The 25,619-nt window shown below is 34.0% G+C and carries 20 protein-coding genes; 5 read left to right on the top strand and 15 right to left on the bottom strand.

What is annotated here, in order from left to right; genetic code table 11:
• Nucleotides 1-184: 184 nt before the first annotated feature.
• On the top strand, nucleotides 185-1,084 hold the full coding sequence (locus H6X70_RS09705; protein ID WP_194767482.1) for a DMT family transporter: 900 nt from the start codon (nucleotides 185-187) through the stop codon (nucleotides 1,082-1,084).
• On the opposite strand, the gene H6X70_RS09700 is transcribed toward H6X70_RS09705, so the two are convergent.
• The 5 genes from H6X70_RS09700 to H6X70_RS09680 form a co-directional block, all read right to left on the bottom strand.
• Nucleotides 1,081-2,073, bottom strand: coding sequence for a metal-dependent hydrolase (locus tag H6X70_RS09700; RefSeq protein WP_194767481.1), 993 nt, complete (start codon nucleotides 2,071-2,073; stop codon nucleotides 1,081-1,083). The two genes, H6X70_RS09705 and H6X70_RS09700, sit on opposite strands and share 4 nt — an antisense overlap.
• A gap of 266 nt (nucleotides 2,074-2,339) precedes the next feature.
• A complete protein-coding gene (locus H6X70_RS09695; protein ID WP_194767480.1) occupies nucleotides 2,340-2,789 on the bottom strand; it encodes a KTSC domain-containing protein in 450 nt (149 codons plus the stop codon).
• 79 nt (nucleotides 2,790-2,868) lie between these two features.
• Nucleotides 2,869-4,182 carry a DEAD/DEAH box helicase gene (locus H6X70_RS09690; protein ID WP_194767479.1) on the bottom strand — a complete coding sequence of 438 codons (1,314 nt, stop codon included), beginning with the start codon at nucleotides 4,180-4,182 and terminating at the stop codon, nucleotides 2,869-2,871.
• On the bottom strand, nucleotides 4,182-5,528 hold the full coding sequence (locus tag H6X70_RS09685) for a DEAD/DEAH box helicase (RefSeq protein WP_194767478.1): 1,347 nt from the start codon (nucleotides 5,526-5,528) through the stop codon (nucleotides 4,182-4,184). Before H6X70_RS09685 ends, H6X70_RS09690 begins: the two co-directional genes overlap by 1 nt.
• A gap of 93 nt (nucleotides 5,529-5,621) precedes the next feature.
• On the bottom strand, nucleotides 5,622-6,212 hold the full coding sequence (locus tag H6X70_RS09680) for a DUF4251 domain-containing protein (RefSeq protein WP_194767477.1): 591 nt from the start codon (nucleotides 6,210-6,212) through the stop codon (nucleotides 5,622-5,624).
• A gap of 65 nt (nucleotides 6,213-6,277) precedes the next feature.
• Here H6X70_RS09680 and H6X70_RS09675 point away from each other — a divergent pair, with 65 nt between their 5' ends.
• The 4 genes from H6X70_RS09675 (at nucleotide 6,278) to H6X70_RS09660 (ending at nucleotide 14,338) form a co-directional block, all read left to right on the top strand.
• Nucleotides 6,278-7,093 carry a DUF1853 family protein gene (locus tag H6X70_RS09675; RefSeq protein WP_194767476.1) on the top strand — a complete coding sequence of 272 codons (816 nt, stop codon included), beginning with the start codon at nucleotides 6,278-6,280 and terminating at the stop codon, nucleotides 7,091-7,093.
• 370 nt (nucleotides 7,094-7,463) lie between these two features.
• Entirely contained in the window at nucleotides 7,464-10,796 is a 3,333-nt protein-coding gene (locus H6X70_RS09670; protein WP_194767475.1) for a DUF2126 domain-containing protein, read from the top strand.
• A 62-nt stretch (nucleotides 10,797-10,858) separates the two neighbouring features.
• Entirely contained in the window at nucleotides 10,859-13,420 is a 2,562-nt protein-coding gene (locus H6X70_RS09665; protein ID WP_194767474.1) for a circularly permuted type 2 ATP-grasp protein, read from the top strand.
• Nucleotides 13,421-14,338: a transglutaminase N-terminal domain-containing protein gene (locus H6X70_RS09660; RefSeq protein ID WP_194767473.1), complete on the top strand. Its 918-nt coding sequence runs from the start codon at nucleotides 13,421-13,423 to the stop codon at nucleotides 14,336-14,338. It begins immediately after the preceding gene.
• 18 nt (nucleotides 14,339-14,356) lie between these two features.
• Here the strand turns inward: H6X70_RS09660 and H6X70_RS09655 are convergent, their stop codons facing one another.
• The 10 genes from H6X70_RS09655 to H6X70_RS09610 form a co-directional block, all read right to left on the bottom strand.
• Nucleotides 14,357-15,334, bottom strand: a complete 978-nt coding sequence (locus H6X70_RS09655; protein WP_194767472.1) for an alpha-E domain-containing protein — start codon at nucleotides 15,332-15,334, stop codon at nucleotides 14,357-14,359.
• A 10-nt stretch (nucleotides 15,335-15,344) separates the two neighbouring features.
• Nucleotides 15,345-16,808 carry a circularly permuted type 2 ATP-grasp protein gene (locus H6X70_RS09650; protein WP_194767471.1) on the bottom strand — a complete coding sequence of 488 codons (1,464 nt, stop codon included), beginning with the start codon at nucleotides 16,806-16,808 and terminating at the stop codon, nucleotides 15,345-15,347.
• 340 nt (nucleotides 16,809-17,148) lie between these two features.
• Entirely contained in the window at nucleotides 17,149-17,859 is a 711-nt protein-coding gene (locus tag H6X70_RS09645) for an SCO family protein (protein ID WP_228530326.1), read from the bottom strand.
• A 3-nt stretch (nucleotides 17,860-17,862) separates the two neighbouring features.
• A complete protein-coding gene (locus H6X70_RS09640; RefSeq protein ID WP_194767470.1) occupies nucleotides 17,863-18,636 on the bottom strand; it encodes a formylglycine-generating enzyme family protein in 774 nt (257 codons plus the stop codon).
• A 12-nt stretch (nucleotides 18,637-18,648) separates the two neighbouring features.
• Nucleotides 18,649-20,049 carry a copper-containing nitrite reductase gene (gene nirK / locus H6X70_RS09635; protein ID WP_410529868.1) on the bottom strand — a complete coding sequence of 467 codons (1,401 nt, stop codon included), beginning with the start codon at nucleotides 20,047-20,049 and terminating at the stop codon, nucleotides 18,649-18,651.
• 339 nt (nucleotides 20,050-20,388) lie between these two features.
• Complete coding sequence (locus tag H6X70_RS09630) at nucleotides 20,389-21,393, bottom strand: glycosyltransferase family 9 protein (protein ID WP_228530325.1); 1,005 nt, start codon at nucleotides 21,391-21,393, stop codon at nucleotides 20,389-20,391.
• A gap of 143 nt (nucleotides 21,394-21,536) precedes the next feature.
• Nucleotides 21,537-22,376 (bottom strand): DMT family transporter, encoded by an 840-nt coding sequence (locus H6X70_RS09625; RefSeq protein ID WP_194767467.1) that lies wholly within the window; start codon nucleotides 22,374-22,376, stop codon nucleotides 21,537-21,539.
• The gene (locus tag H6X70_RS09620; RefSeq protein WP_194767466.1) at nucleotides 22,366-23,280 is read right to left on the bottom strand and encodes an EamA family transporter; all 915 of its coding nucleotides are present in this window, start codon (nucleotides 23,278-23,280) and stop codon (nucleotides 22,366-22,368) included. The genes H6X70_RS09625 and H6X70_RS09620 overlap by 11 nt, the downstream gene beginning before the upstream one ends.
• 43 nt (nucleotides 23,281-23,323) lie before the next feature.
• Nucleotides 23,324-23,776, bottom strand: coding sequence for a cold-shock protein (locus H6X70_RS09615; RefSeq protein ID WP_194767465.1), 453 nt, complete (start codon nucleotides 23,774-23,776; stop codon nucleotides 23,324-23,326).
• Between the two features lie 102 nt (nucleotides 23,777-23,878).
• Nucleotides 23,879-25,432, bottom strand: coding sequence for a DEAD/DEAH box helicase (locus tag H6X70_RS09610; protein ID WP_194767585.1), 1,554 nt, complete (start codon nucleotides 25,430-25,432; stop codon nucleotides 23,879-23,881).
• Nucleotides 25,433-25,619 lie beyond the last annotated feature (187 nt).

Here is a 25,619-nt window from a genome sequence, read left to right as displayed (position 1 = left end):
ACCTTATAGAACTAAAACTATAAGGTGTGTTTTTTTGAAATCATTTTAAATGAATAACCTTTAGATGGGGTGTAAAATGAATTATTTCGCATCATTAAGTTGTACTTTTTAGAAGATCATATTTATTATGATAAAGTCAAAAAAACAAAAGCTCAAAATCTTCTAAAAAACTATATTTGCGGCCATGTGGATGTATTTGGGCCTGTTATCGGCTGTATTTTTAGGATTACATAATTTATGTAAAAAGCATGCGGTACAAGGAAACGAGGTTTTTCCTGTGCTTTTAGGAACCATTTCTTCGGGGTTTTTACTGCTTCTCCCCTTTTATTTAGGCTCTTATTTTGACCCAGATTATTTTAAATCGTTAGGTTTTTATATTGAAGATATTCCGTGGCAAAAACATGGATTTATTTTTATAAAATCGGCTATTATGGCTGCCTCATGGGTTTTAGCTTATCAAGCCTTAAAACATTTACCCATAACTATTGTAACACCCATTCGTTCTGCCGGTCCATTTTTCACTTTTATTGGTGCCATTTTTATTTATCAGGAGCGTCCGAATCCATTACAATGGATTGGTTTCTTCTTGATTATTGGTTCTGTGATTTTATATTCGAAAATTGGCAAAAAAGAGGGCATTCACTTTAAACGTAATAAATGGATTTTAGCCATTATAGCCGCTACATTTTTGGGGGCTTCAAGTGGTTTGTATGATAAGTTTTTAATTCAGAATTTAGAATTAAATCCGCAAACGCTTCAATTTTGGTTTTGCTTTTATACGGTGCTTATTCTGCTTGTTATTTTAGTCATTACTTGGTTTCCGCATGTTGAAAAAAGAAAGGCTTTTAAATGGCGATGGTCCATTCCGGCTGTTGGAATATTACTTCAAACGGCCGATTATTTTTACTTTAAAGCCTTGCAAGATCCTGAAGCTTTAATTATGATACTTTCTGCCATAAAAAGAAGTCAGATTATTATTGCGGTAGTCGTTGGCGGACTTGTATTTAGAGAACAAAACAAACGTAAAAAACTGGTGCCGTTAGCTGGAATTATGTTAGGGGTATTTTTGATTTTGTATTCTTAATTCCCCTTAATACGCGTCCATAAATCGCGCATTAATTGTTTGGCATCAATGGCTTGTTTAGGCATTTCTTTAAATGAAATTTCACCGTTTGCAGCTTTTATAATTTCATATTGAAACACGAAGTTTTCTGAATTCGCACCCATAGTTCCAAAACGGAGGTCGTTAAAATACAAAGTATCACCAATTTCAGAAATGGTGTACCACCCTTTTGAAATATGAATCATACGCTGCATTTTCTCGTTAGATTTTAAATCGGCTATATATTCATGATGTTTAGCATACCTATGAAATGTTATGGGTTTGGTGTCGAAAAAGGAATAATCGCCCACTAAATAAGCTTCTTCGGTGTCGATATTTGCAGTCCATAAAATTGTATTTAATGGTGCAGGTCGCGTGTCTAATTCGGAATAGACAATGTTTTGATGCTTCAGTGCTGCTTCAAATTTAGTAAAAGAAACTCCTTTTAAAATTAATGTAATAATCATGTAAATGGAGCTTACTAGAAGTCCGAGATTATTTAATTTTCGCCGTTTTACAGATATGCGATTTTGGCACATGGCTAAAATTAAAAACACTAAAAAAGGCAGGGTATACAGCGGGTCGATAACGAATATATTCTTGTAAGCAATTCGTAAATCAAAAGGCCAGAACAGTTGTGTTCCCCAAGTGGTGTGCGCATCTAAAAGCGGATGCGTTAAAAAGGCCCAGAAAAACAACCAAGACCAAGCTTTTCTGTCTTTAAAAGCTTCATATCGCGTGACCAACCAACCAAATATTGGTGCGAAAACAACCGAAAAGACTATGGAATGAGTAAAACCTCTATGTATTTCTAGAGCCGTTACCGTATCTGTAACATGAGATGCTAAAACATCTAAATCTGGAATCGTGCCAGCAATAGCTCCGTAAAACATGGCTTTATTCCCTATTTTACGCCCTAAAACAGCTTCGCCAACTGCGGCACCTAAAACAATTTGCGTGAGTGAATCCATAGAGTTTCAAAAATAGTGGCTATTTAGCATTTCGCCGAAGAATTTATGAAATAAAAATTGGAATTTATTAGCTCACAATTTAGTTGAAATAATGCGATAAAAAAAGAGGCAGTCTAAAAAGTAAATTAAATTTGATTTGTCAGGTTGTGCTTGTCGAAACCGTTTTTGATTAGCAATCAGTTAAAATATATCGACAGGCTCAATATGACATCTAGTATACTTTATAGGCAACCTCCTTTATAAAAAAAATCTTAAAATACAGCGTTTTAAGCGGTTTCAAGTTCGCGTTTTACCATTCTGTAGGTATAATTAGGATAAATAGAACGTTTGGCAAAACGATTCAGTTTATTACTGTTAATCATTTTAATATAAACTTGTTTTGTAACCCCAAAATATTCATAAGTTGTGCCGTCAAGAAACGTAATTTCTAGCAACATTCCTTTGTGGTTGTAGTCTGCAATTCCAGAATTTGTAATAGTTTCTGTATACGCTTCTAAGTTCGCTGCAATGGTTTCTGGTGCAATACTGACAAGAAAGTGATAGCCATCAATAATTTTACGGCTATTAATTTCAGCTTCTTCTTTTAATGCGTCGCCATCTTGAAATTTATCTGGATGCCATGCTTTAACCAAATCGCGGTAGCTTTTCTTAAGGGCTTTTAATTCGATTTGATTTTCAACTCCAAAGAGTTTTTTATATTCATTAATACGCTTCATCTTATCTTTATTTTGAAGCCGCAAAAGTACGTGTAATAATCACATGAAATACAAAAAACAACAACTAAAAAAGCACTGATTATAAAATAGTTACGCGAACTTTTTTGTTTTTTAATCTGCTGTTGTTAAGTTTTTGAACTAAAGTAGTCGCTATAGCTAACGGAACTGCTACAAATGCACAGTCTACTTTAAGCTCTATTACTCCCAGTTGTTCTTTGCTTAAACCGCCTTGTTTAAAAAATAACCCTGCAATATCGCCTTTTGAAATTTTATCTTTTCGGCCACCAGAGATAAATAAAGTTTCCCAAAACTGCTCAATTTTAGGCGCTTTCTTTGAAATATTGATGCCTTTTACATCTTTAATAAATTCTGGTAACAACTCATTTTCCCACTTTAAAATATAAGCTGTTCCTTTTGCGTTTACACGGGCTGTTCTTCCATTTCTATGAATAAATTCTTCTTCGTGTCGTGGTAATTCATAATGGATGATATGATTCATTTCTGGAATATCAATCCCACGAGCAGCCAAATCTGTAGCTACTAAAACCTGACAACTTCCGTTTCTAAACTTAATTAATGCCCTTTCTCTATCTTTTTGCTCCATGCCTCCAGAAAAGCACGCATGACTAATTTTGTTGCGTTTTAAAAAAGCACTCACTTCGTTAATGCTATCTCTTAAATTACAAAAGATAATCCCTGGTTTATCACCAATATGTTCTACCAAATCTAACAAGGTTCTTAGTTTGTTCGCCTTTGGGGAAACGACGGTTTTTATAGCTAATTTCGATACTTTTTTAGTGTTTAGATAATTGACCGTAATAGGCTTATCTAATCTAACAAATCCAGGAATTTTAACACCTTGAGTTGCCGATGTTAAAATACGTTTGTTAATGCTTGGCAATTGCCCAATAATGGCTTTCATTTCCTCTTCAAAACCATCTTCTAACGATTTGTCAAATTCATCTAAAATAAGTGTTTTGATGCTGGTTTTATCAAAACGATTGCTATCAAAATGATCTAATAATCTGCCGGGCGTACCAATTAAAATGGCTGGATTATGCTTTATTTCAATTTTATCTTTTGAAATAGGTCTGCCACCATAAACAGCATTCACTTTAAAGCCAGAACCCATCGAGCGTACCACTTGTTCAATTTGAATGGCTAATTCTCTTGAAGGCACAATAACTAAAGCTTGGATTTCTTGAGATTCTATGTCTAGAACTTCTAACAAAGGCAATAGAAACGCTAGTGTTTTACCCGTTCCTGTTGGCGACAATAAAACAGTGTTTCTATTAGATTCGATAATCGAAAAAGCCTCTTCCTGCATGGGGTTTAAGGCTTGAATATTCAATTTATTTAAAATATCCTGTTGATTTTTTATCTCGTTAGCCATTATTGCTTTTTCTTTTTATGCTTTTTAGTAGCTTCTGGGTTTGGAGTTGCCGTGGTGTTTTGCGCTAAGTAATTTGCTAAAATTTTATCAACAAGCTCTTCCTTAGTTAAATGATGAAAAATGGTTTTTATCTTGGCTTTAAAATCTTCGGGAACCACGCGATTGGGCTTGGTTTTAAATATTTTTTTAGCCCATATTAAAGCATTGTTTTCTTCAATACTTTGTGCATCGGCTTTAATAAATGTTTTAAATGTGATGCCTAATTCGTTTTCAAAATCGGCGATATCCACAACTTCTTCTTGTTGCAAGATGGTTAAAGAAAGCCCCTTAGCTCCTGCCCTTGCTGTTCTTCCGCTTCTATGCACATAAGCATCATAAGTGTCTGGTAAATGGTAATTCACTACATAGGCTACCTCTTTTACATCAATACCACGAGCGGCCAAATCGGTGGCAACCAAAATATCAATGTGACCTTCTCTAAACTGGCCCATAATGCGGTCGCGAATCCCTTGAGTGAGACTACCGTGAATAGCCCCAGATGAAAATTTATTGATAGCTAAATTCTTTGCTAATTTATTAACTGCTGCTTTAGTTTTACAAAATATAATACCGCGTTGCCCTTCTTTAGAAGATAAAAAATGAAGCAAAACTTCTAGTTTTTCAATAGGCTCTACAACCACATATTGATGGTCGATACCTTGATGACCAACGGTTTCCATGTCGGCTTCAATATGAATGACATGTTTAGACATGTAATTTTGAACCAATTGCTTTATGTAGCCAGGCATGGTGGCTGTAAATAATAAAGTTCTTCTAGATTTAGGAAGTTCTTTTATAATAGTATCTACTTCTTCCTTTAATCCACTAATCATTTCATCAGCTTCATCTAAAACAAAATAATTTATGCTTTTCAGGTTGATGGCTTCTCTTTTTACTAAATCAACTAAACGTCCAGGGGTTGCAACTATAATTTGTGTTGGTGTTTTTAAACGTTCTATTTGAGGTTTTATGGGAGTTCCACCACATAAAGAAGCTATGCTTATGTTTGGAGAATCCGTGGCGAATGACTCTAAATTATTATAAATTTGCTGACCTAATTCTCGTGTAGGTGCTAAAATTAAAGCTTGAATGCTTGTGTTTTCTTGATCGACTAATTGTATTAATGGTAAGCCAAAAGCCGCTGTTTTTCCGCTTCCTGTTTTCGCTAAAACCACAAGATCTTCTTTCTGATTTAGAATTAAAGGAATGGCTTTTTTTTGAATAAGCGTTGGTTCGGAAAAATTTAAACCGATTAAACTCTGTTGTAAGGGTTCACTAATTCCTAGATCTGAAAACTGTTTAAGCATAAATTTATTTTTCAGCAAAGATAACCACACTTTTGCTGGCAACACCACGAATAGTGATTGTTATTCATTTAGGAATAGTAAAAAGCAGTTTAACTACTCTGCTTTATCAGTTTGTGGTACAATACGTCCTGAATATTTTATAAGCGTTCGTTTACTCCCTGTTAAGATGATTTCAGATTTTAAACTCGGAAAGATGATTAAATTCACCGAGAAATTTTCAGAATGGCTATTTGCTTCAAAAGAAATATCATAACCAGAATTTTTATTTGGAGTGACTTTATAATCCTTCATTGTGCCTTTAAATTGAATGGCACCATCATCATTACTATAACCGCCACCCATTTGGCGTTCGCCGAAATAAGGTAAATATGACGTGATACTATCGCCTTCAATGGCTAAAAAATTACTGTTTCCTATTAAATTTACAGCATTGCCAGAATTTCCAGGAGGCAATAATTGAGAAGCTTGCTGCATGGCTAATGAGGCTGTTGGATATGCCCAATCGTTTTCAATTCTAAATGTCTTCTGTTTTATAAGCGTGTTTAAATGGTCTATTTCTGCTTGTGTCGCTGTGTTTTTAGACGATCCGCAGGCAAGGATAGTGAGCAGGAAAAAACTAAAAACTATTTTAATACAATTTAATTTCATGGTTATAAAAATTACAAGTTCTACTTTTGAAGTCAATTTTAAACAATTTAGAGTTTTTTTTGAAACTTGTGCTTTTAAAACATAGATAAATTTAATTCAGAATGCACCATAAATCAACAAACATACAATTGCAGTACCAAGGTTATCTTAATACACCACTGCTTTGGGAAGGGCATGATTTGTTAGGTTTAAAACAGTTTTCACACAGTAAACAACCAACTGCAAAATTTAGAGACCATAGCGTTTTAAATTTACGTTTAGGCAAACGTGTAGAGCAGTTTGTGTTTTCAGAATTAAAAGCCATTCCAGGTATTGAAATGCTTTTAGAAAACACACAAATACAAAAAGAGAACCAAACTATTGGCGAGATTGACTGTATTTTAAAACAAGGTGAACAGCCTGTTCATCTTGAAATTATTTACAAATTCTATTTATTTGATCCTAATTATGGCAATACAGAAATTGACCATTGGATTGGCCCAAACAGGAACGATTCGTTGGTGAAAAAGCTTGAAAAATTAAAAGATAAACAGTTACCACTACTTTATAACGCGTACACAGTTCCCGTATTAAAAGCATTAAGTTTAAAACCTGAAGCCATTGTGCAAAATGTATATTTTAAAGCACAATTGTTTACGCCATATAACAAATCAGTTGCGTTTAAATTACTTAATAAGAAGTGTATTCAGGGCTTCTATATTCACTTATCTGAAATTCAACAATTTTCAAATTGTAAATTCTATATTCCTAATAAATTGGATTGGTTGCAGGAAACTCACAATCATGTTGAATGGCTGAAGTTCCCTTTGTTTAAAGAGAAAATCACTCCTATAATAAACCAAAAAATAGCACCACTTTGCTGGATTAAATACCCGAATGGTATGATTGAAAAGTTTTTTGTGGTTTGGTGGGATTAATCAATAGCAAAAGTGATATTTATAATCAAAAGCCCATTAAAGTGGTTCTAATATCGTAATAGAATACAATATTGAATGACCTTTTATTAGTTTGATTAATATTGCTATGTGTGAATATCATAATAACCCCATCAAAAAACTATCATTTTCACATAAAAACAGAGCTATTATATATACATTTTCAGAAGGTTTTTAAGCTTTTATTACTAATTTTATAATTAACTAATATTTTTATCATTTTGAAATAGTAAAAATTACTTCCTTTCATTTTAAAGAGGGTATATTAGATTTTTCAAAAGGTTTATTTTTTAAATTTTAGTTGGTGTTAAGTTAAACTCAAGCAGTAAATCTGCTATTTACACGGTAATTTATGGCGTTAAAAATCGTAATCTCCCACAAAACAAAGTATAAGTACGATAGAAAAGTTTCTTTATCCCCACATATATTCCGACTGCGGCCAGCGCCACACTCACGAACACCAATTGAGTCTTATTCCATAAAAATTAAACCAGAAGAGCAGTTTTTTAATTGGCAGCAAGACCCTTTTGGAAATTATGTAGCGCGATTAGTGTTTCCTGAAAAAACAGACGAACTTTCTATAGATGTCGAGATTATTGCCGATTTAAAGACCATTAATCCTTTCGATTTCTTTATTGAAGAATCTGCAGAAGAGTATCCTTTTGAATATACTGATACTATTAAAAAAGAGCTTCTTCCCTATTTAGAAATTACCGATAATGGCGATTTACTAAAAGATTTTATAAAAACAATCGATTATACGCCGCGAAAAACAATCTATTTCTTAATTGATATTAACAGGAAGATATACGAATATTTAAGCTATAACATCCGTATGGAGCCTGGTGTGCAATCTTGTGAGGAAACTCTAGAACGTAAAAATGGTTCTTGTCGTGATTTCGCTTGGCTTTTTGTACAAACTTTACGTCACCTCGGTTTTGGCGCTCGATTTGTTTCTGGGTACTTAGTTCAGTTAAAATCTGATGAAAAATCTTTAGATGGTCCTTCAGGTCCTGAAGAAGATTTCACCGATTTACACGCCTGGGCTGAAGTGTATTTACCTGGAGCAGGATGGATTGGTTTTGATGCCACTTCTGGACTGCTTGCTAGCGAAGGTCATATCCCGCTGGCATGTACACCTTCCTTTGAGAGTGCTGCCCCAGTTTCGGGAGCTACCGATGTTTGTGAAACCGAATTCTTTTTTGAAAATTCGGTAACCCGTATTTTCGAATCGCCAAGAGTTACAAAACCTTACACGGAAGCCCAATGGAAAGACATTTATAAACTTGGAAATAAGGTTGAAAAACAACTTCAAAAAGGAGATGTTCGTTTAACTATGGGTGGCGAACCTACGTTCATTTCTATTGATGATTTAGATGCTCCTGAATGGAATACGACGGCCGACGGACCACTAAAACGAAAATTAGCTAAAGATTTATCTATAAAATTACATGAAGCCTTTGGAAAAGGTGGTGTGCTTCACCACGCCCAAGGAAAATGGTATCCTGGTGAACCTTTACCACGTTGGCAAATTGAAATTTGTTGGCGTAAAGATGGTCGACCAATTTGGTATAATAAAAACCTGTTAGCCACTTACACAGATAATATTACAATTCCAGCTGATACCGATAAAAAATTCTTAGAAACCCTTACCAAATATTTAAGGGTTACAAACGAACATATATTACCTACTTACGAAGACCCTTTCTATTACTTATGGGAACAAGGTAATTTACCTACCGATTATAACCCAGCCGATGATGAAGATAACGAGCTGGCAAAGAAAAAACTAAACGCCATTTTTGAAAAAGGGACATCAACCCCAGTTGGTTACTTACTGCCTTTAAATAAAACTGAAAACAAATGGTTTACAAGTGCATGGACCTTTAGGCGTCAACACCTGTTTTTAACACCAGGCGACTCCCCTATTGGGTTGAGATTACCTTTAGCCTCCTTGGAAGCTAAACCAGAACATGAAATTTTTCCTATTTACGAACCCGAACTGTTTGGTATTAAAGGCAGACTTCCAAGTTTTAAAAATATTGTAAAAGCACGTTATAAAGATTATTGCGATTTTGGAATTGATTATAATCAACCAAACTATTTCGTGCGCACCGCGCTGTGTTCTGAAATTAGAGATGGAAAACTATATTTATTCCTTCCACCTTTAGAGTCTGCCGAAGTATTTCTAGATTTAATTGCATCCATTGAAATGACTGCTAAAGAACTTAATGTTCCCGTAATTTTAGAAGGATACGAGCCTCCAAAAGATAACAGGTTAGAATCTCTAAAAATCACACCAGACCCTGCGGTAATAGAAGTGAATGTACATCCTGTGAAAAACTGGGAAGAATTATGTAACAACACATTTACATTATACAGGCTTGCAAAAGAATCGCGTTTGGGTACCGAAAAATTCATGCTCGACGGGAAACACACGGGAACTGGTGGTGGAAACCATGTGACTTTAGGTGGAACTAGTCCGCAAGACAGTCCCCTACTTCGTAAACCTAGTTTATTAAGAAGTTTACTAACCTTCTGGCAACATCACCCCGGATTAACGTATTTATTTTCTGGAGCCTTCGTTGGTCCAACCAGTCAGGCTCCACGAATTGATGAGGCCCGTATGGACAATTTATACGAATTAGAAATTGCGTTTGCTCAAATTCCCGAAGATGAGGAGGTCCCTTTTTGGCTTACCGATCGCCTATTCCGTCATTTACTAACCGATCTTACAGGAAATACGCATCGCGCCGAATTTTGTATTGATAAATTGTATTCGCCAGACTCGTCTTCTGGACGATTAGGCATTCTAGAGCTACGTGGATTTGATATGCCACCACATCCACAAATGAGTTTAACCCAAATGTTGCTGGTAAGAACACTAGTAGCTTGGTTCTGGAAAAAACCTTATGAGCACAATTTAGTGCGTTGGGGCACCGAATTGCATGATAAATTCTTAATTGAACATTACGTTCGTGAAGATATTAAAGATGTGGTTGAACAATTAAACAGAGCTGGCTATGCTTTTAAAGAGGAATGGTTTAATCCGTTTTTTGAGTTTAGATTTCCACTTCATGGTATGGTAGAAATTAATAATATTCACTTAGAATTAAGAGCTGGAATTGAGCCTTGGAATGTATTAGGTGAAGAGATGACCGGAGGTGGTACAGCACGTTACGTAGACTCTTCTTTAGAACGACTTCAAGTTAAAGTTTCTAATTTCATAGATGAAAGATTTGTATTAACTTGCAACGGTGTAAAAGTTCAATTAAAAAGCACTGGAGTTAAAGGCGAATATGTAGCCGGAGTTAAGTATAAAGCTTGGGATCCGTACTCTGCATTGCACCCTACTATTCCTGTGGATACACCTTTAGTTTTTGATGTTGTTGATACTTGGAATAGACGATCTATTGGTGGTTGCACCTATTTTGTATCGCACCCAGGCGGACGATCATATGAGAAGTACCCTGTGAATAGTTTTGAAGCAGAATCTCGAAGAATAAATCGTTTTTGGGAGTTTGGTCATACGCAAGGGGAAATTGATCCGGTTGAAAATATCAATCCAGATAAGGAAAATCCTAATAGAAGTGTTGAAGAAAAAGGAAGCTCTAAACGTTTTAAATATAAAGAATTGCCTGTTAATTTTGAATTCCCTTACACCCTGGATTTAAGAAAAAAATAAAGAGAAATTTATCGACTTCTTATGAAGTTGAAAGTCTCTTAAAGCATAAGGATTCCTAATTAATGGAGACGAAAGAAAATAGCATATTTGAAAATTACTTTAAGGATTTTAGTAAATATGACGAATTACTAACTTCAGAACTAACAATCAAACCTGATTGGAAAATTCTGTTGGATAATTTATTGAAAATTGGGAGTAAAGAACTGGCTGCTAAGCAATCGGAAATCGATTGGCTTTTAGCCGAAAACGGCGTTACTTACAATGTTTACAACGATCCGAATGGTTTAAACAGACCTTGGAATTTAAATATCATTCCCTTCATCATTCAACAAAAAGAATGGGAATTGGTTGAAAAAGGTATTAAGCAACGTTCTGAACTGCTAAACCTAATTCTTAAAGATATTTATGGTGAACGTAAATTACTTAAAAACGGAATCATTCCTCCTGAAGTGATTTATGCGCATCGTGGATTTTTACGTGCTTGCGACCAAATTGATTACAAAACAGCAAAAAACTTATTAATACATGCTGTTGATTTAGCTCGCGGTCCCGACGGACGCATGTGGGTGGTAAATGACCGCACTCAAGCACCTTCAGGTATGGGCTATGCTTTAGAGAATCGCTTCTCTAAAAGCAAAGTGATTCCTGAGATTTTTGATAATATTCATGTTACTCAACCTTCAGAGTTTTTTAAAGATTTTAATCAACTGCTTTTAAAGGCAGCACCAGGAAATAAAGAAAATCCTAATGTGGTTATTTTAACCCCTGGTCCTCATAATGAAACCTATTTTGAACATGCGTACTTGTCAACTTTTTTAGGTTATCCTTTAGTAAAAGGAAACGATTTAGTTGTTAGAAATGGTAAGGTTTGGATGAAATCGCTTAAAGGCCTAAAACAAGTTGATGTTATTTTACGTCGTGTTGATGATGCCTTTATGGACCCGTTAGAACTTCGTGAAGATTCATATTTAGGGGTCGCTGGACTTTTGGAAGTAGTTCGACTTCAAAATGTAGCGATTGTAAACCCGATTGGAAGTGGTGTTCTTGAAAACCCTGGTCTTATTCCATTCATGGAAAATATTTGTAAATATTTTTTAAAAGAAGACCTTATTTTACCTCAAATTGCTTCTTGGTGGTGCGGACAAGAAAAGGAACGTAACCATGTTTTTGAAAATCTCACATCATTTGTTGTTAAAAAAATAGATCGCTCTCAGCGTGAAAACATCATATTCTGTGAGTTTTTAAGTAAAAAAGAACTCAAACAATTAAAGAAAAATATACTTACTAATCCAAACCAGTATGTAGCTCAGGAGAAAATATATTTCTCGACAGCACCAAATTTTTTTAATGAAAAACTAGAACCTCGTAAGGTGTTATGTCGCACATTTTCGATCGCTAAAGATGATCAATATAGTGTGATGCCTGGTGGTTTGGTACGTGTGGCTGCCGAACGCGAGAAACTTTTTGTTTCAAATCAGCGTGGAGGAACCAGTAAAGATTTTTGGGTTATTGGTGATCAAAATCAAGCACACTTAGCCCTCTACTCCTGGAATAAAAGCTTACCGAATAACATCGCCAGCATAAATGACGTCCCTAGTAATACTGCCGAAAATTTATTTTGGTCTGGACGTTACGTGGCAAGAACTTTACTCACAGCGCGATACATTCGTATGGTATTGAATCGAATGACCAATGTGCAGTACAATAATAAATACCTACCTGACCCCGAGTGTTTAAATATTTTATATCATTCCATTACAACAATAACTTCTACATTTCCTGGGTTTTACGATGAAGAGAACGCTGAAGCACTTCTTAAAGATCCTTTAAAAGAAATTGTTTCAGTTATCATTGATGAAAAACGTATTGGAAGTTTTGCTCAAAGTTTACAAAGTTTTAATGGGTCGTATTTCACGCTTCGAAATTTATGGTCAAAAGACATGTGGCGCGTTTTTGACAGTATTGATAAAATTTGGAAAAATTTCAAATCTGAAGAAAATTATAGCATCTATAGCTTAACACGTTTTTTTGATAAAATTATTACCAGGATTATTGCTTTCATGGCGCTTACCGAAGAAAGTATTATGGTAAAACAGGGGCTACTACTCTATTTTATTGGTTTGCAACTAGAAGAAGCTTCCATGACCATTGAAAAATTTAGAGCGCTTATCGTGGTTAATCATGACGAAGATTTAGAATACGAAATTCTAGAATCATTATTATCTAGTCATGAGAGTTTAAACATATACCGCTACAGTTATAAATCCTATTTAAGTTTAGAAAACGTCGTTAGACTGCTACTTTTAGATCAAGAATACACGCGATCTTTAACTTATCAAATAAGTAGGTTACAAAAGGACATTAGCAAATTACCTAATAACAACCCCAATGGAGAACCTACAGAGTGCTTAAAAAATATTGAAAAAGCGCTTAGTTTAGTGAAAAATATTGATATTGATAGTATTCTTGAAGTCGACAGTGAAACCAAAATACGCTTGAAATTGGATCAGTTATTTTCTAAATTAAGTGATTTGTTTCATGTGACTTCTATGTCTATTTCAGACACCTATTTCAATCATTCACTACAACAAAAACAGTTAGTAAAACGTAACATTACAAATTAAATGGTAGTTTTCGATCTCTGGCATAAAACCAAATACAAGTACGAGCAAGGCGCTTCTTTTTGTCATAATCTAGTCACTTTAAAACCTAAAAATTTTCCAGGTCAAGAATTACTGGATTATCGTTTAGAAATTAGTCCTACGCCTAGTGAAGTTTCTGAAAGAGTTGATTTTTTCGGAAATACCATTGCGACGTTTTCTATTCAGGAAAATCACGAAGAACTTACGGTTATTGCTCGAAGTAAAATTGCTAGAGACTATAAATCTCAAATTTCAAATGAAAACATCGAAGCTAGAAATAAGATAACCATAGAAGAAGCTTTAGTTTTATTAAAAGGCATTGAGCCCGACATTATCAATGCGCGACAGTATGTATTATTTTCTCCTTTGATTACTAAAATGTCTCCGAAAATAAAAAAGTACGCCGAAGTTTCCTTTAAACCAGGTCGATCACTTTATGAAGCTGCTCATGAACTCATGCAACGTATTTTCATTGACTTTGATTTTGTTTCAGGATTCACAAATATTGCTACACCTCTAGACGAGGTTATGAACGCCAAAAAAGGGGTTTGTCAAGATTTTGCTCAAGTAGCTATTGCATGTGTACGTTCTATGGGGTTACCTGCAAGATATGTGAGTGGTTATATTGAAACTGTTCCGCCGGAAGGCAAAGAAAAATTAATTGGGACCGACGCTTCCCATGCTTGGTTTTCTGTTTTTATTCCTCAATTTGGTTGGGTAGATTTCGATCCTACAAACAATCAGGTGCCAAAAGACCAGCATATTGTGGTAGCACATGGCCGCGATTATTACGATGTCCCACCACTTAAAGGTGTGATTTATTCCACAGGAAAAAATGATATGGAAGTATCTGTTGATTTACGTCCAGCAAAAGAAAATACCATAGAAAAGAAGGTCTAAAGAAAAGCAAATTACTCCCTAAGCCTTGGCTTTAGCATCTAAAGTATGTGAAATATCGAAATAATCTTCCTCTAATTTTACAGCTATAGTAGCCAGTTTGTCAATCAATTCAGCCATAAACTCTTCTAAATTATTATCAATTTCTTCAATTAATTTATATTCAAATTGTGAGGTCATTTTACCAATTAAAAAAGCTGCTGAATTAACAGGTTTTTCATGCTGCTTAGAAATCATACAAATGTATTTATTCATTTGATTTAAGCAGTTTTTAATCGAGCGTGGACATTTAGAATTTAAAATTAGAAATTCTAAGGTATTCGTTCTTTCGGGTGATTTTTTATAGCTCCTACGCATCATATCGTAAGCTAAAACACATTTTAATAAAGTGGCCCACTGGTAATTACCATCTACCAAATCGCCATAAATCTTTTTAACTGTACTGGCATCACTTACTTTAGAGTTAATGATACGCGCCACCTGTAAACCTCGTTCAATATTAATCCCTAACATAATAATGGCATAAACTTCATCATGCAAGAGTGTACTTTGTATTTTACTTTTAATATCAGATGTAGCATTACTTACAATGGTAGTGAAATCGTATAATTGACTTTTAACCAATTTTTCAACGGGATATCCTTTTATAACATGTTTAACACGGTTAACGGTTTCAAATAATTCATTAGAAATTAAATCTCTTGCACTTCTTGCATTTTCATGTGCGTTAATAAAACCGTTAACGATAGAATAAGACGAATCTATATTCAAGCCAACATTATATAACACTTCTTCTTCTTCCAGAATAATATCCGAATCAATAATTTCGTTCGCCGCCATGTACATTATGGAGCGTAAAACAAATTGTCTAGACTGTGATAATTCGTCGGGAGCATCCAGTGATGAAAAATAGTTGACTCTTAAAAACCGTGCTACATGTTCAGATCGTTCAATATATCTCCCCATCCAAAACAAATTATTTGCTACTCTTGCTAACATAAATATTCTATTATTTTAATACCCAAGTGTCTTTTGATCCTCCTCCTTGCGATGAGTTTACAACCAAGTTTCCTTTTTTTAATGCGACTCTTGTTAATCCGCCTTTCAATACAAAATCAACATCTTTTCCTAATAAGGTAAAAGTTCTTAAATCGACGTGTCTAGATTCAAAAGACTGGCTGTCATCAATATAAGTAGGATGTGTAGACAATGACATGATAGGCTGTGCAATGTACTTTCTCGGATCCTTTTTTATGTTTTCTTTTACTTTTTCAATCTCTTCTTTAGTTAATTTATTACCTATTGAAATACCATATCCTCCTGATTCATCTACAGGTTTTACCACCAACTTATCAATATTTTCCAGAACATAGCTCAATTCGTTCTTTCGACTGCAATGGTATGTATGTACATTATTTAAAATAGGATCTTCATCAAGGTAGTATTTGATAATTTCGGGCATATAAGTATAAATGGCTTTATCGTCTGCAACTCCTGTTCCCGGTGCATTAACTAGAGCTACATTCCCTTTTAAATACACCGAAAATAAACCAGGAACTCCTAGTAAAGAATCAGCTTTAAAAACTAAAGGGTCTATATACAAATCGTCTACTCTTCTGTAAATAACATCAACTTTCTCAATACCATAAATGGTTTTCATATAAACAAAGTCGTTTTCAACAAACAAATCCCGTCCTTCAACTAATAGAATTCCCATTTGCTTTGCTAAAAAACAGTGTTCGTAATAAGCAGAATTATACACACCTGGTGTTAAGATTACGCAGACAGGATTATCTACTCCTGTTGGTTTTACCGACTGCATAGTTTCTAAAAGTTTAGAACCATAATTTACAACCGTATGTGTTTTATACTGATTAAAAACCCCAAAAAGCGCATGTTTTACCGCACCACGATTTCCTATAACATAACTTACTCCCGAAGGACAACGAATATTATCTTCTAATACATAATATTGTCCATCGGAGTGTTTGATTAAATCTGTTCCAGAAATATGATTGTAGATGCCTTCTGGCGGATCAAAATTAATCATCTCTGGTAAAAAGTTAACAGAGGAATCTATTAAAGACTTTGGTACAATATTTTGTTTTATAATTTTTTGATCGTGATAAACATCCCAAAGGAAAAGATTCAAAGCTTTGCTGCGTTGCAACACTCCTGATTCTATAGTTTCCCATTCATCATGATCGATAATACGAGGAAACAAATCAAAAGGGAATATTTTTTCATTCACCTCATTTTCACCGTACACTTGAAATGTAATACCTGAATTAAAAAAAGAATCCTTCGCCTGAATATTTAAACGATTAAATTCTGAAACGGAGTAAGCCCCAAAAAGTTCAAATAACGTTTTATAAATGACTCTAACATCATCTCGTTTAGAAAATAATTCATCATAAAACCTAGAATCATACTCGTATGATGAAAATAATGGAAGGTTAACTGGGTCTTTCAAATCTTTTAATTTAGTGATTACGCCTTGAGTTATTCATTAAATTTAATAAATATTTAAGGACAAATTACTAATTCACACAGGCAGTTTTTATTAGTCCTATTTGTACGATGAGGATTTAGTAAAAAATACGTGTTTTTTATATGTATAAAAAAAATAAACCTTTAAAAATCACACAATAAAGTGTTTTTTAAAGGTTTTACTGAGGATTTGATAAAATTTTTTATTAAAAAATCTTAGTTTTAGACTTTAATTTTCAAATAAATTATAATTTAAGTTATTATATTTCTGAAAATGAAATCATTACAAAACGAGTTTTTATTCAATATCAATAACTAAATCTTTAATTTTGTGTTAATTCTAAAATAGTCGCTACAGTTTCTTTACTATCTACTCCCAAACCTTCTTGTTGATGTGCTAATTCACCCTTAGAATTGAAGACACTAATAATATTTGAGTGCGAAAAATCTATTGGAGAAATCTGTTTATATTTCATGGCCAGCACATTTGCAAATTCCCGAACACCACTTTCTGTACCTTGTAAAAAAGTCCATTGTCCACTGTTCATATAATTCTCTATTGCAAACGCTTTTAACCGTTCTGGAGTATCATTTTCTGGATCGATACTTATTAATACAAAATTTAATTTATCAAGGTTTTCTTTTGGAATTTGAGCTTCTATATTTCGCATATCGGCAACTAATCTTGGACAAGCCGCTTTACATGAGGTATAAATCATGACGATAACTAAGGTTTTTCCTTTTAAATCGGTTAATTCAATGGTTTCATTTTCTTCAGTATGCCATTTTGAAGTTAAATTGAAAATCGAGGTTTCTGAAATTTCATCAGTATTTAATACTTTTGAATCGGCTTCGACTAATTTCAAATCCATTTTACAAACAGAACACGTTCCAGGTTTCGAATACATCTTTTCACCTTCGCATTGCATAGGACACTGATAAGCAGAAACATCATCTGATTTTTTAGATGAATTACAAGAAACCAAAAGCATGACTAATGCCAATATTTTAAAACTATTTTTTATCTGTTTCATGTCTTAATCTTTTACATCTTTAACACACCTAAAGCCTAAATTTTTCATAGAATATTTGGCTTTTAAGCTTCCTCGAATGGCATATCGCATAAATGCGGCATAATTCATTAAATCTGTTGCGTTTAATGAGGCACTTCCACAAAACAAAGTATTGTCTTTGTCAACATCTTTACGTGATTCACCTGTGATTAAAACCGAATTAAAATCTTGAGTCCATTCCCAAACTAAACCATGCAAGTCATAAACACCCCAAACATTTTTAGGCGTTATTCCTATAACTTTTTCATTAGTACGAGGCGTTTCGTACCAAGCAAGAATTTGAGCGTTATATTCTGGTTTTACCCTAGCATCTTTTGTAGTTTCATCTGCCATAGCTACGTATTCCCACTCATCAACTGTTGGGAGTCGTTTATCCTGACATTCGCAATATGCTTTTGCTGCAAACCACGATACATAATTTACAGGGCTTTGTGGGTTTATAGAAGGATTAGGTTTTAAATCTAAGTCCCAATTGGCCAAATAACTTTTGTCTGCAAAAAGCGCAATGACTTGGGATTTTTCCCATTTTGGATTATTTTTTACAAATGATAGATAATCTGAATTAGATACTGGATAAATATCCATTTCGAAATCTTTCACTTCAACTACTGTAGAGTCTCTTCCATATAAAGGAATATACCGACTACCTTCAATAAAAACCATGTCTTTAGTTTGTGCATAAATAGATGTGTGAAACACCGTAAAAAGGATGAACAATCTAAAGACTTGGTTTATCATTTTTTAATATTATTAATTGTTTTTAACTTTTTCAACCATGGCTTTAGTAACCACTTTTTTAGAGTTACCCCAGCTGTTGTAAACGTATGTTAATACATTTGCTACTTCATCTGTAGAAAGCATTTGTCTAGTCATTACACTGTTATATTTATTACCATTAACCGTAATTTCTCCAGTTAAACCATTTAAAACAATACCAATGGCACGATCTACATCTGCATTTAAGTAATCTGATTTTGCTAAAGGAGGAAATGCATTTGGTATCCCTTGTCCTTCAGCTTGATGACAAGCAAAACACGTTTGCATGTACGCTTGCTTTCCAAACTCCATTTGCTCTTCAAATGATTTTGCTGGAATTTCAGAAGCAACAATTTCATCAGTTGTTGGCATGTTTTGAATTCCAGGACCTTCAGGTAAATAAATACCTTCGCTAATTTCACCAGAATAGATTGTTTTATTTGGTTCTCCTTCTACTTTTAACATTCCTAAAGCTCCCTTATTAAAAGCTCTAAATATAGAATGATCTACTAAGATAAATGTTCCAGGCACATCTACTCTAAATTCTATCATGGCAGCACCACCAGCAGGAATTAAGGTAGTTTGAACGTTTTCATTTATCATTTCTCCACCTTCAATATGAACTTTATCAAATATTTCACCAATAACATGAAAAGATGATACTAAACTAGGGCCGCCGTTTCCAACAAAAAGTCTAACGGTTTCTCCAACTTTAGCAGTAAGTGCATTGTCTCCGGTTAAAGCACCAACTTTACCATTAAACACCACATAATCGGCATTTTCGTCGACTGCTTTTTGCATATCAAAAGGTTGTAAACCACGTTCCCCATTGGCTCCTTTAGTATAAAAATCACCTTGCATGATATAGTATTCTTTATCTACATGAGGTAAACCACCTTCTGGCTCTACTAAAATTAAACCATACATTCCGTTAGCAATATGCATTCCTACAGGTGCCGTAGCACAGTGGTAAACATACAATCCAGGATTTAAAGTTTTAAAAGAAAAAATTTTTTCATGACCAGGAGAAACAAAAGAAGACTCTGCTCCTCCTCCAGTACCAGTTACCGCATGTAAATCGATATTATGTGGTAATTTATTGTCTGGGTGGTTTTGTAAATGAAATTCAACTTCATCTCCTACTCGAGTTCTAATAAAACTACCAGGCACAGTACCTCCAAAAGTCCAGTACATATATTTTACACCATCTGTCATTTCACCTTCTTTTTCAAGAATTTCCATTTCAACGATGAGTTTCTTTGCTTTTCTTGCACCTACAGGTGTTGGTACGTTTGGTGGTGATGTTAATTCTGCAATCATTTCTCGGCTAACAGGGATGTCTGCGTTACTATTTTCAGAAGCTTTTTCCTCTTTATTTCCACATGACAATAGCATCAATGAAGCGAGAACAAAGGAGCTTAATAAGTATTTTGATTTTTTCATTTTAGTATAGTTTATTATTGGGTAGATTATAAAATATTAAATAGGATAATTATGTCCGAAATGTACAACTGAAAACTTATCGTAAATATGACATTTATCATATAAGCACAAATTACTGAAAGGATTTAGCTATTGGACAGATTTATTTACATAAAAATAATTTTATGTAAGCATCTAATAAACATGAGCTAGAAGAATAAAAAGATATAATAGCATTATAAGAAGAATGCCATCCGTAATAAAATAAATATGATATATCTTTCTAAAAGTATAACATAACTCTATTAAAATTTACCTAATAATTGAATCAATCGCTACAATCCAATCCTCAATAGTAGTTTCATTGGTTTGAAGGGCTACACTTCCGTTTCCGTAGGGTTTATAAACATCCATATTAGTTACCGAAAAGAATCCAACGGTTGGAGTTAAGGACGCGCTCGCTAAGTGCATTACGCCATTGTCGGCGGCAATAAAAATGCTTGTATTTTTAAAGATGCTTGCCATTTCCCTAATATCTTCACTGTAAAAATTTGGTGCCTTAAAGTTGATTTTAGAGATATTCTCGATAGGCAGCATTTCAATGATATTAAAATCGCTGTATTCCTTTTGTAAACGGGCATAAAAGGTTTCCCACCAGTCTTCAGAATAGCATTTATTTCCTGTGGCATTGGTATAAATACAAATGGTTTTTTTGTCATTTTTAATAACCTTATCTAAAACTTCTTTTCCCTTTTCAATTTCATCTTTAGAAAGTTTAATATCTAAAAGTGGTACTTTTTCATTTTTAGTTTCAACACCTAACTGCTGTAAAAAATGTCTTAAATTATAAATGGGATATTTTGAAATATGCTTATAATCGGCATGTTTTTTAATGATAGCTTCATCAACATCACCAAAAATTTTAAATTTCGCTTTGGCTATTTCCGTAAGTAATCGCCCTGAAGACGAATTTTTATCGCCATTAATTACCAAATCATAAGACCTGCTTTTAATAGAAACCCAACATTTTATGTATTTATAAATATGGCTCCAGGGTTTCTTAGGAAGCTTTATAATTTCTGAAATTTCCTTATAATTTTCGAAAACAGGATGTGCGACTCCACCCTTTACGAATAAATCGATTTTACAATTAGGGAAAGTATTAATGACTTCCTGTACAAGAGGCGTTAGTAATAATTGATTGCCCAAACGGTGATTTGGCCTTATAATGAGTACTTTTTTAATGGCTTCAATTTTAAGGTCACCTTTTTGAGGTTCTGTATATGAGCTTCCTACGCGTTTAGTAAGACTGCGCATAATACGTCGTCTTATATTGTTTATCCGTGATTTAAATGTCATTTATAAGCTATTTCTAAAATGATAATTTGTAAAACTAGTAATTATGAAATCAATGAAAGTTATATTTAACGGCATTTTATATTTTATCAAACAAAATCCGCCTACTTCTTTTCTTTGTACAACGCGTTTAAAATAAGAGCGCCAATAATCATGGCTATACCTAATAAACTCCATAAAGAATAAATTTCGCCGAAAATAAATACGCCAAAAAGTACCGTAAAAATAACTTCTAAATATTTAAGTGGCGCTACCTGATTGGTTGCAGCTATTTGAAAAGCTTTGGTCATGTATACTTGTCCGAAATAACCAAAAACTCCAAGACCAAACAAAAACAGCCATTCAATGCCTACGGGGTTTGTCCAATTAAAAATTGACAAAATACCACCTGTTATAGTTGAAATGACCATAAAATAATTTACAACAACAACTGGATGGTCTGCCTTCCCTATTTTACTAATTAAAATGTAAACTAATCCGCTAAATACTGCAGAAACAAAGATTAAGAATAAGCCATATACATCTAAATTGGCGTCAAAACCTTTTAAAACAATAACCCCAGCAAATGCAACAAAGAAAAAGAACCATTGAATGGGTTTTACTTTTTCTTTTAATAGAAGTACCGCGAATATGGCGGCAAAAATTGGTGCCATATAACGTAAAGAAACTGCTGTACCAATAGGCAAGAATTTGGTAGCCATAAAGAAAAGCGCCATAGAGGTTACCCCTACTAAACCGCGTAAAACTAAAAGGGTTCTTTTATTTCCTAAAACGGGGATTTTATGCTTAATTAAGAATCCGAATGTGAAAAACAAGGAACTCGCCGATCTAAAAAATACGATCTGAAAAGCATCTATATGTGCCAATTGTTTAACGATACCATTCATACATGCAAACGCTAAAGTGCTTATTAGCATGAATTGTATTGCTTTTTTAACGTCCATGTGGCCTGAGTTTAAATTGTCGGTTTGAATTAATAAAATACACCCCTGTTAGCAAAACAACAGCAGCACAAATAGATTGTAATGTAATATGTTCGTTTAAAATCCACCAGCCTAATATCAAGGCGATAATAGGGTTTACATAGGTTGAAGTGGAAACTTTTTCTGGAGACACGTTTCTTAATAAAAAATTAAAAGCAGTAAAAGCAATAATACTACCAAACAGCACTAAGCCTAGCATAGCCCATTGTACATTAGTTTCCCATGTCGCGGGTAACGACCATGGTTCATTTAAGACCAAACTGATAACAGCAAGAAAAAGGCCGCCCATTAACATTTGATAGCCTGTATTTACAAAAGGATTAGTAGGTAAATCTGCTTTCCCCACAAAAATACTGGCATAAGCCCAACTCATCATACAGGTAAATATGGTAATCATGCCTACTATTTGACCTTCTTGGTTTAAGAGTTCTTTTTGGTCAACCAATAGAAAAATACCAATAAATCCTAAAACGACTCCAACATAAGACATAAGTGAAATACGTTTTCCCTTAAGAATTCTTAGCAACACAAGTACAACTAAAGGTTGTGCAGAAATTTCTAAAGCAGCAAAGCCACTATCTACATATCTTAATGCCCAAACAACTACGCCGTTGCCGTAGGTTAAAAACAAAAAACCAGCTATAGCCGCATTTTTTAATTGCGGCAAACTAATTTTTAAACTAATTTTTAAGGTTTTAGCTATAATAAAAATTAAAATACTAGCGGTAAGAAACCGTACGGCTGCCAGAAAAAACGGAGGTAATTCTGTAACCGCTATTTTATTAAGTAAATAAGTAGAACCCCAAATAACATAAATGGCAAAAAAAGCTAAAATTATAAGAATCGATTTTCGCGATATACTCATATTATGTTAATGGATGTGTAGTGTGTACTACAATAATAGGATGTTAAATCTTTTTAACTCTAACCGCGTTCATGCCTTTTTGACCACGCTCTAATTCGTAAGTTACTTTGTCATTTTCTTCAATAGGCTCTAATGTCCCACTAACATGAACAAAATATTTCTCTTGATTAATGCTGTCAATAATAAATCCGAAACCTTTAGAATGATCGAAAAAAGACACCTTACCTTCTTTTGCAGCTGGCTCCTCTTCTATTCTATCTTCTTTTTTAGGAATACCCAGTTCGATGGTTTCAGCTTCTACTTTCTCGCGCATAGCTGGATCTGGTGGTGTGTCTGTTAAATTTCCGTTGAAATCAACATAAGCAAATTGAATACCTTGTGGGTTTTCTTTAGCTTCAGCTCTACGAGCGTCTTTCTTTTTTTGCTTTTCTTCTCTTTTCTTTAAACGTTTTTTTTCTTTTTCAATTTTGTTAAAGGTTACTTGCGACTTTGCCATAGTTTATTTAATCGTGGAGATTTTTGTGAGTTAATAATACTGCAAAGATAAACCTTATTTTAAGGATGCGATAATTATATATGTTATAATTGCTAATATGTACTATTCTTCTGGCGCATATCCGTGGATTTCCTCAAAAACTTCATCAAAATTTGATCGCAAATAAGCATTTAGTTTTTTTCGGTAGTCTCCTTTTAACCAATCAACAAAGTTATAAGTGCTTTTACTGATGCATTTTGTATAGCGCTGAATTCTAAAATCGATATCATCGCCAAGCATTTTAGCTAATGCTAAGGCATCATAAACATCCTCACTGTTTTCTATACATATTTTGGCATGCTGCTCGATAGAACGCTCTAAAACCACTTTTGAAGACTCGCCATTGCGAATAGAGTCCACATAGGTTTTTTGCACATCGAAATACACATCTTTAGATTTGGCAAATTCTTCACGCAATTCATCGGGCATTTCGTATCTGAAATTGCTTTCTAAATCTTCGTCGCTTAAAATAGAATCTAGATAATAAGTAGGCGATTTAAAAATACGTTGCCAATCTAAATCTTCTCCCCATGGGCCAAATCGGTGGAAGTTATTCCCTAAATCGATAACAGAAAAAGTTTTCTTGTTTTTTAGAATACGCGAACCACGACCAATCATTTGATAGTAAAGGGTTAACGATTTTGTTGCTCTATTTAAAATGATACTATCTACTGTAGGTTCATCAAATCCAGTTGTTAAAATACTTACAGAAGTTAAAATAGCATCTGGTGTATTTTTAAACCATTTTAAAATGGCAGCACGTTCTTTTTTAGAATTTGTGTTGTCCAAGTGCGCAATAGGATACCCTGCTCTTCTAAAGGTATCGTAAACATGTAAAGAGGTGTTAATACCGTTGTTAAATATTAAAGTTTTCTTACCTTTTGAACGTTCTTCATAAGCTTGTAACAACTTGGATAGCATATCGTTATCTGTGTATAGGTCTTCCGATGATTTAACTGTGTAATCGCCGTTAGCACCAACTACTAAAGAGGTTAAACCAACGTTATAGGTAAACATTTCGGCACGTGCTAAAAAGCCGTTTTCAATTAAAGACTCAATACTTTCACCAACAATTAATTCATCGTAATTATCAGTCATTGGCAACTCTATACTCGAGCTTAATGGCGTTGCAGTAACACCTAAAATAAAAGACTGACTAAAGAATTTAAACAACTTCGTAAAAGAATTGTAATGCGCTTCATCAATAATTACTAAACCAATATCCGAAATATCAAGTTTATCATCATTCAACCTATTATTTAAAGTTTCAACCATAGCTACAAAACAGCTATAATCTGCTTGATCACTTAAATCGGCTTTACTGTCCACCACTTTATTGTGCACTCCAAATTCGGTTAAAACTTTAGAAGTTTGGCGACACAACTCAATACGGTGCGTCATCACCAATACCTTTTTCTTGTGGTTTTTCAGGTATTGCCTAACGATTTCAGAAAATATAACCGTTTTCCCTCCACCTGTAGGCAATTGGTATAGCAAATGATAATCATCTGGAGATTCCTCAAAAGCATTAAATATTTTGTCTATAGCCCCTTTTTGGTAGCTATATAAATCTTTTCCTTCTTTCCTTTCTGCTAATTCCGCTCTTGTTGCCGACATGCTAAAATTTTTATGACGTGCAAAAATAACATCTTTAAAGGGTTTAGCAAGCATGATTTCATTTAAAATTCAAACACATTTTCATAGAATGCATTAAGCGTAAGAGTATTAACATGTTAATAGCTAAACCAAAACGCAAAAAGTTGTTTTAAAAAGTGATATATTTATGTTTCATTAATAAAAATTC

This window comes from Tamlana sp. I1 (assembly GCF_015355625.1).
GTDB lineage: Bacteria > Bacteroidota > Bacteroidia > Flavobacteriales > Flavobacteriaceae > Pseudotamlana.
The sequence above is the reverse complement of the archived record's forward strand: the minus strand, read 5'-3'. Positions and strand labels throughout refer to the sequence as shown.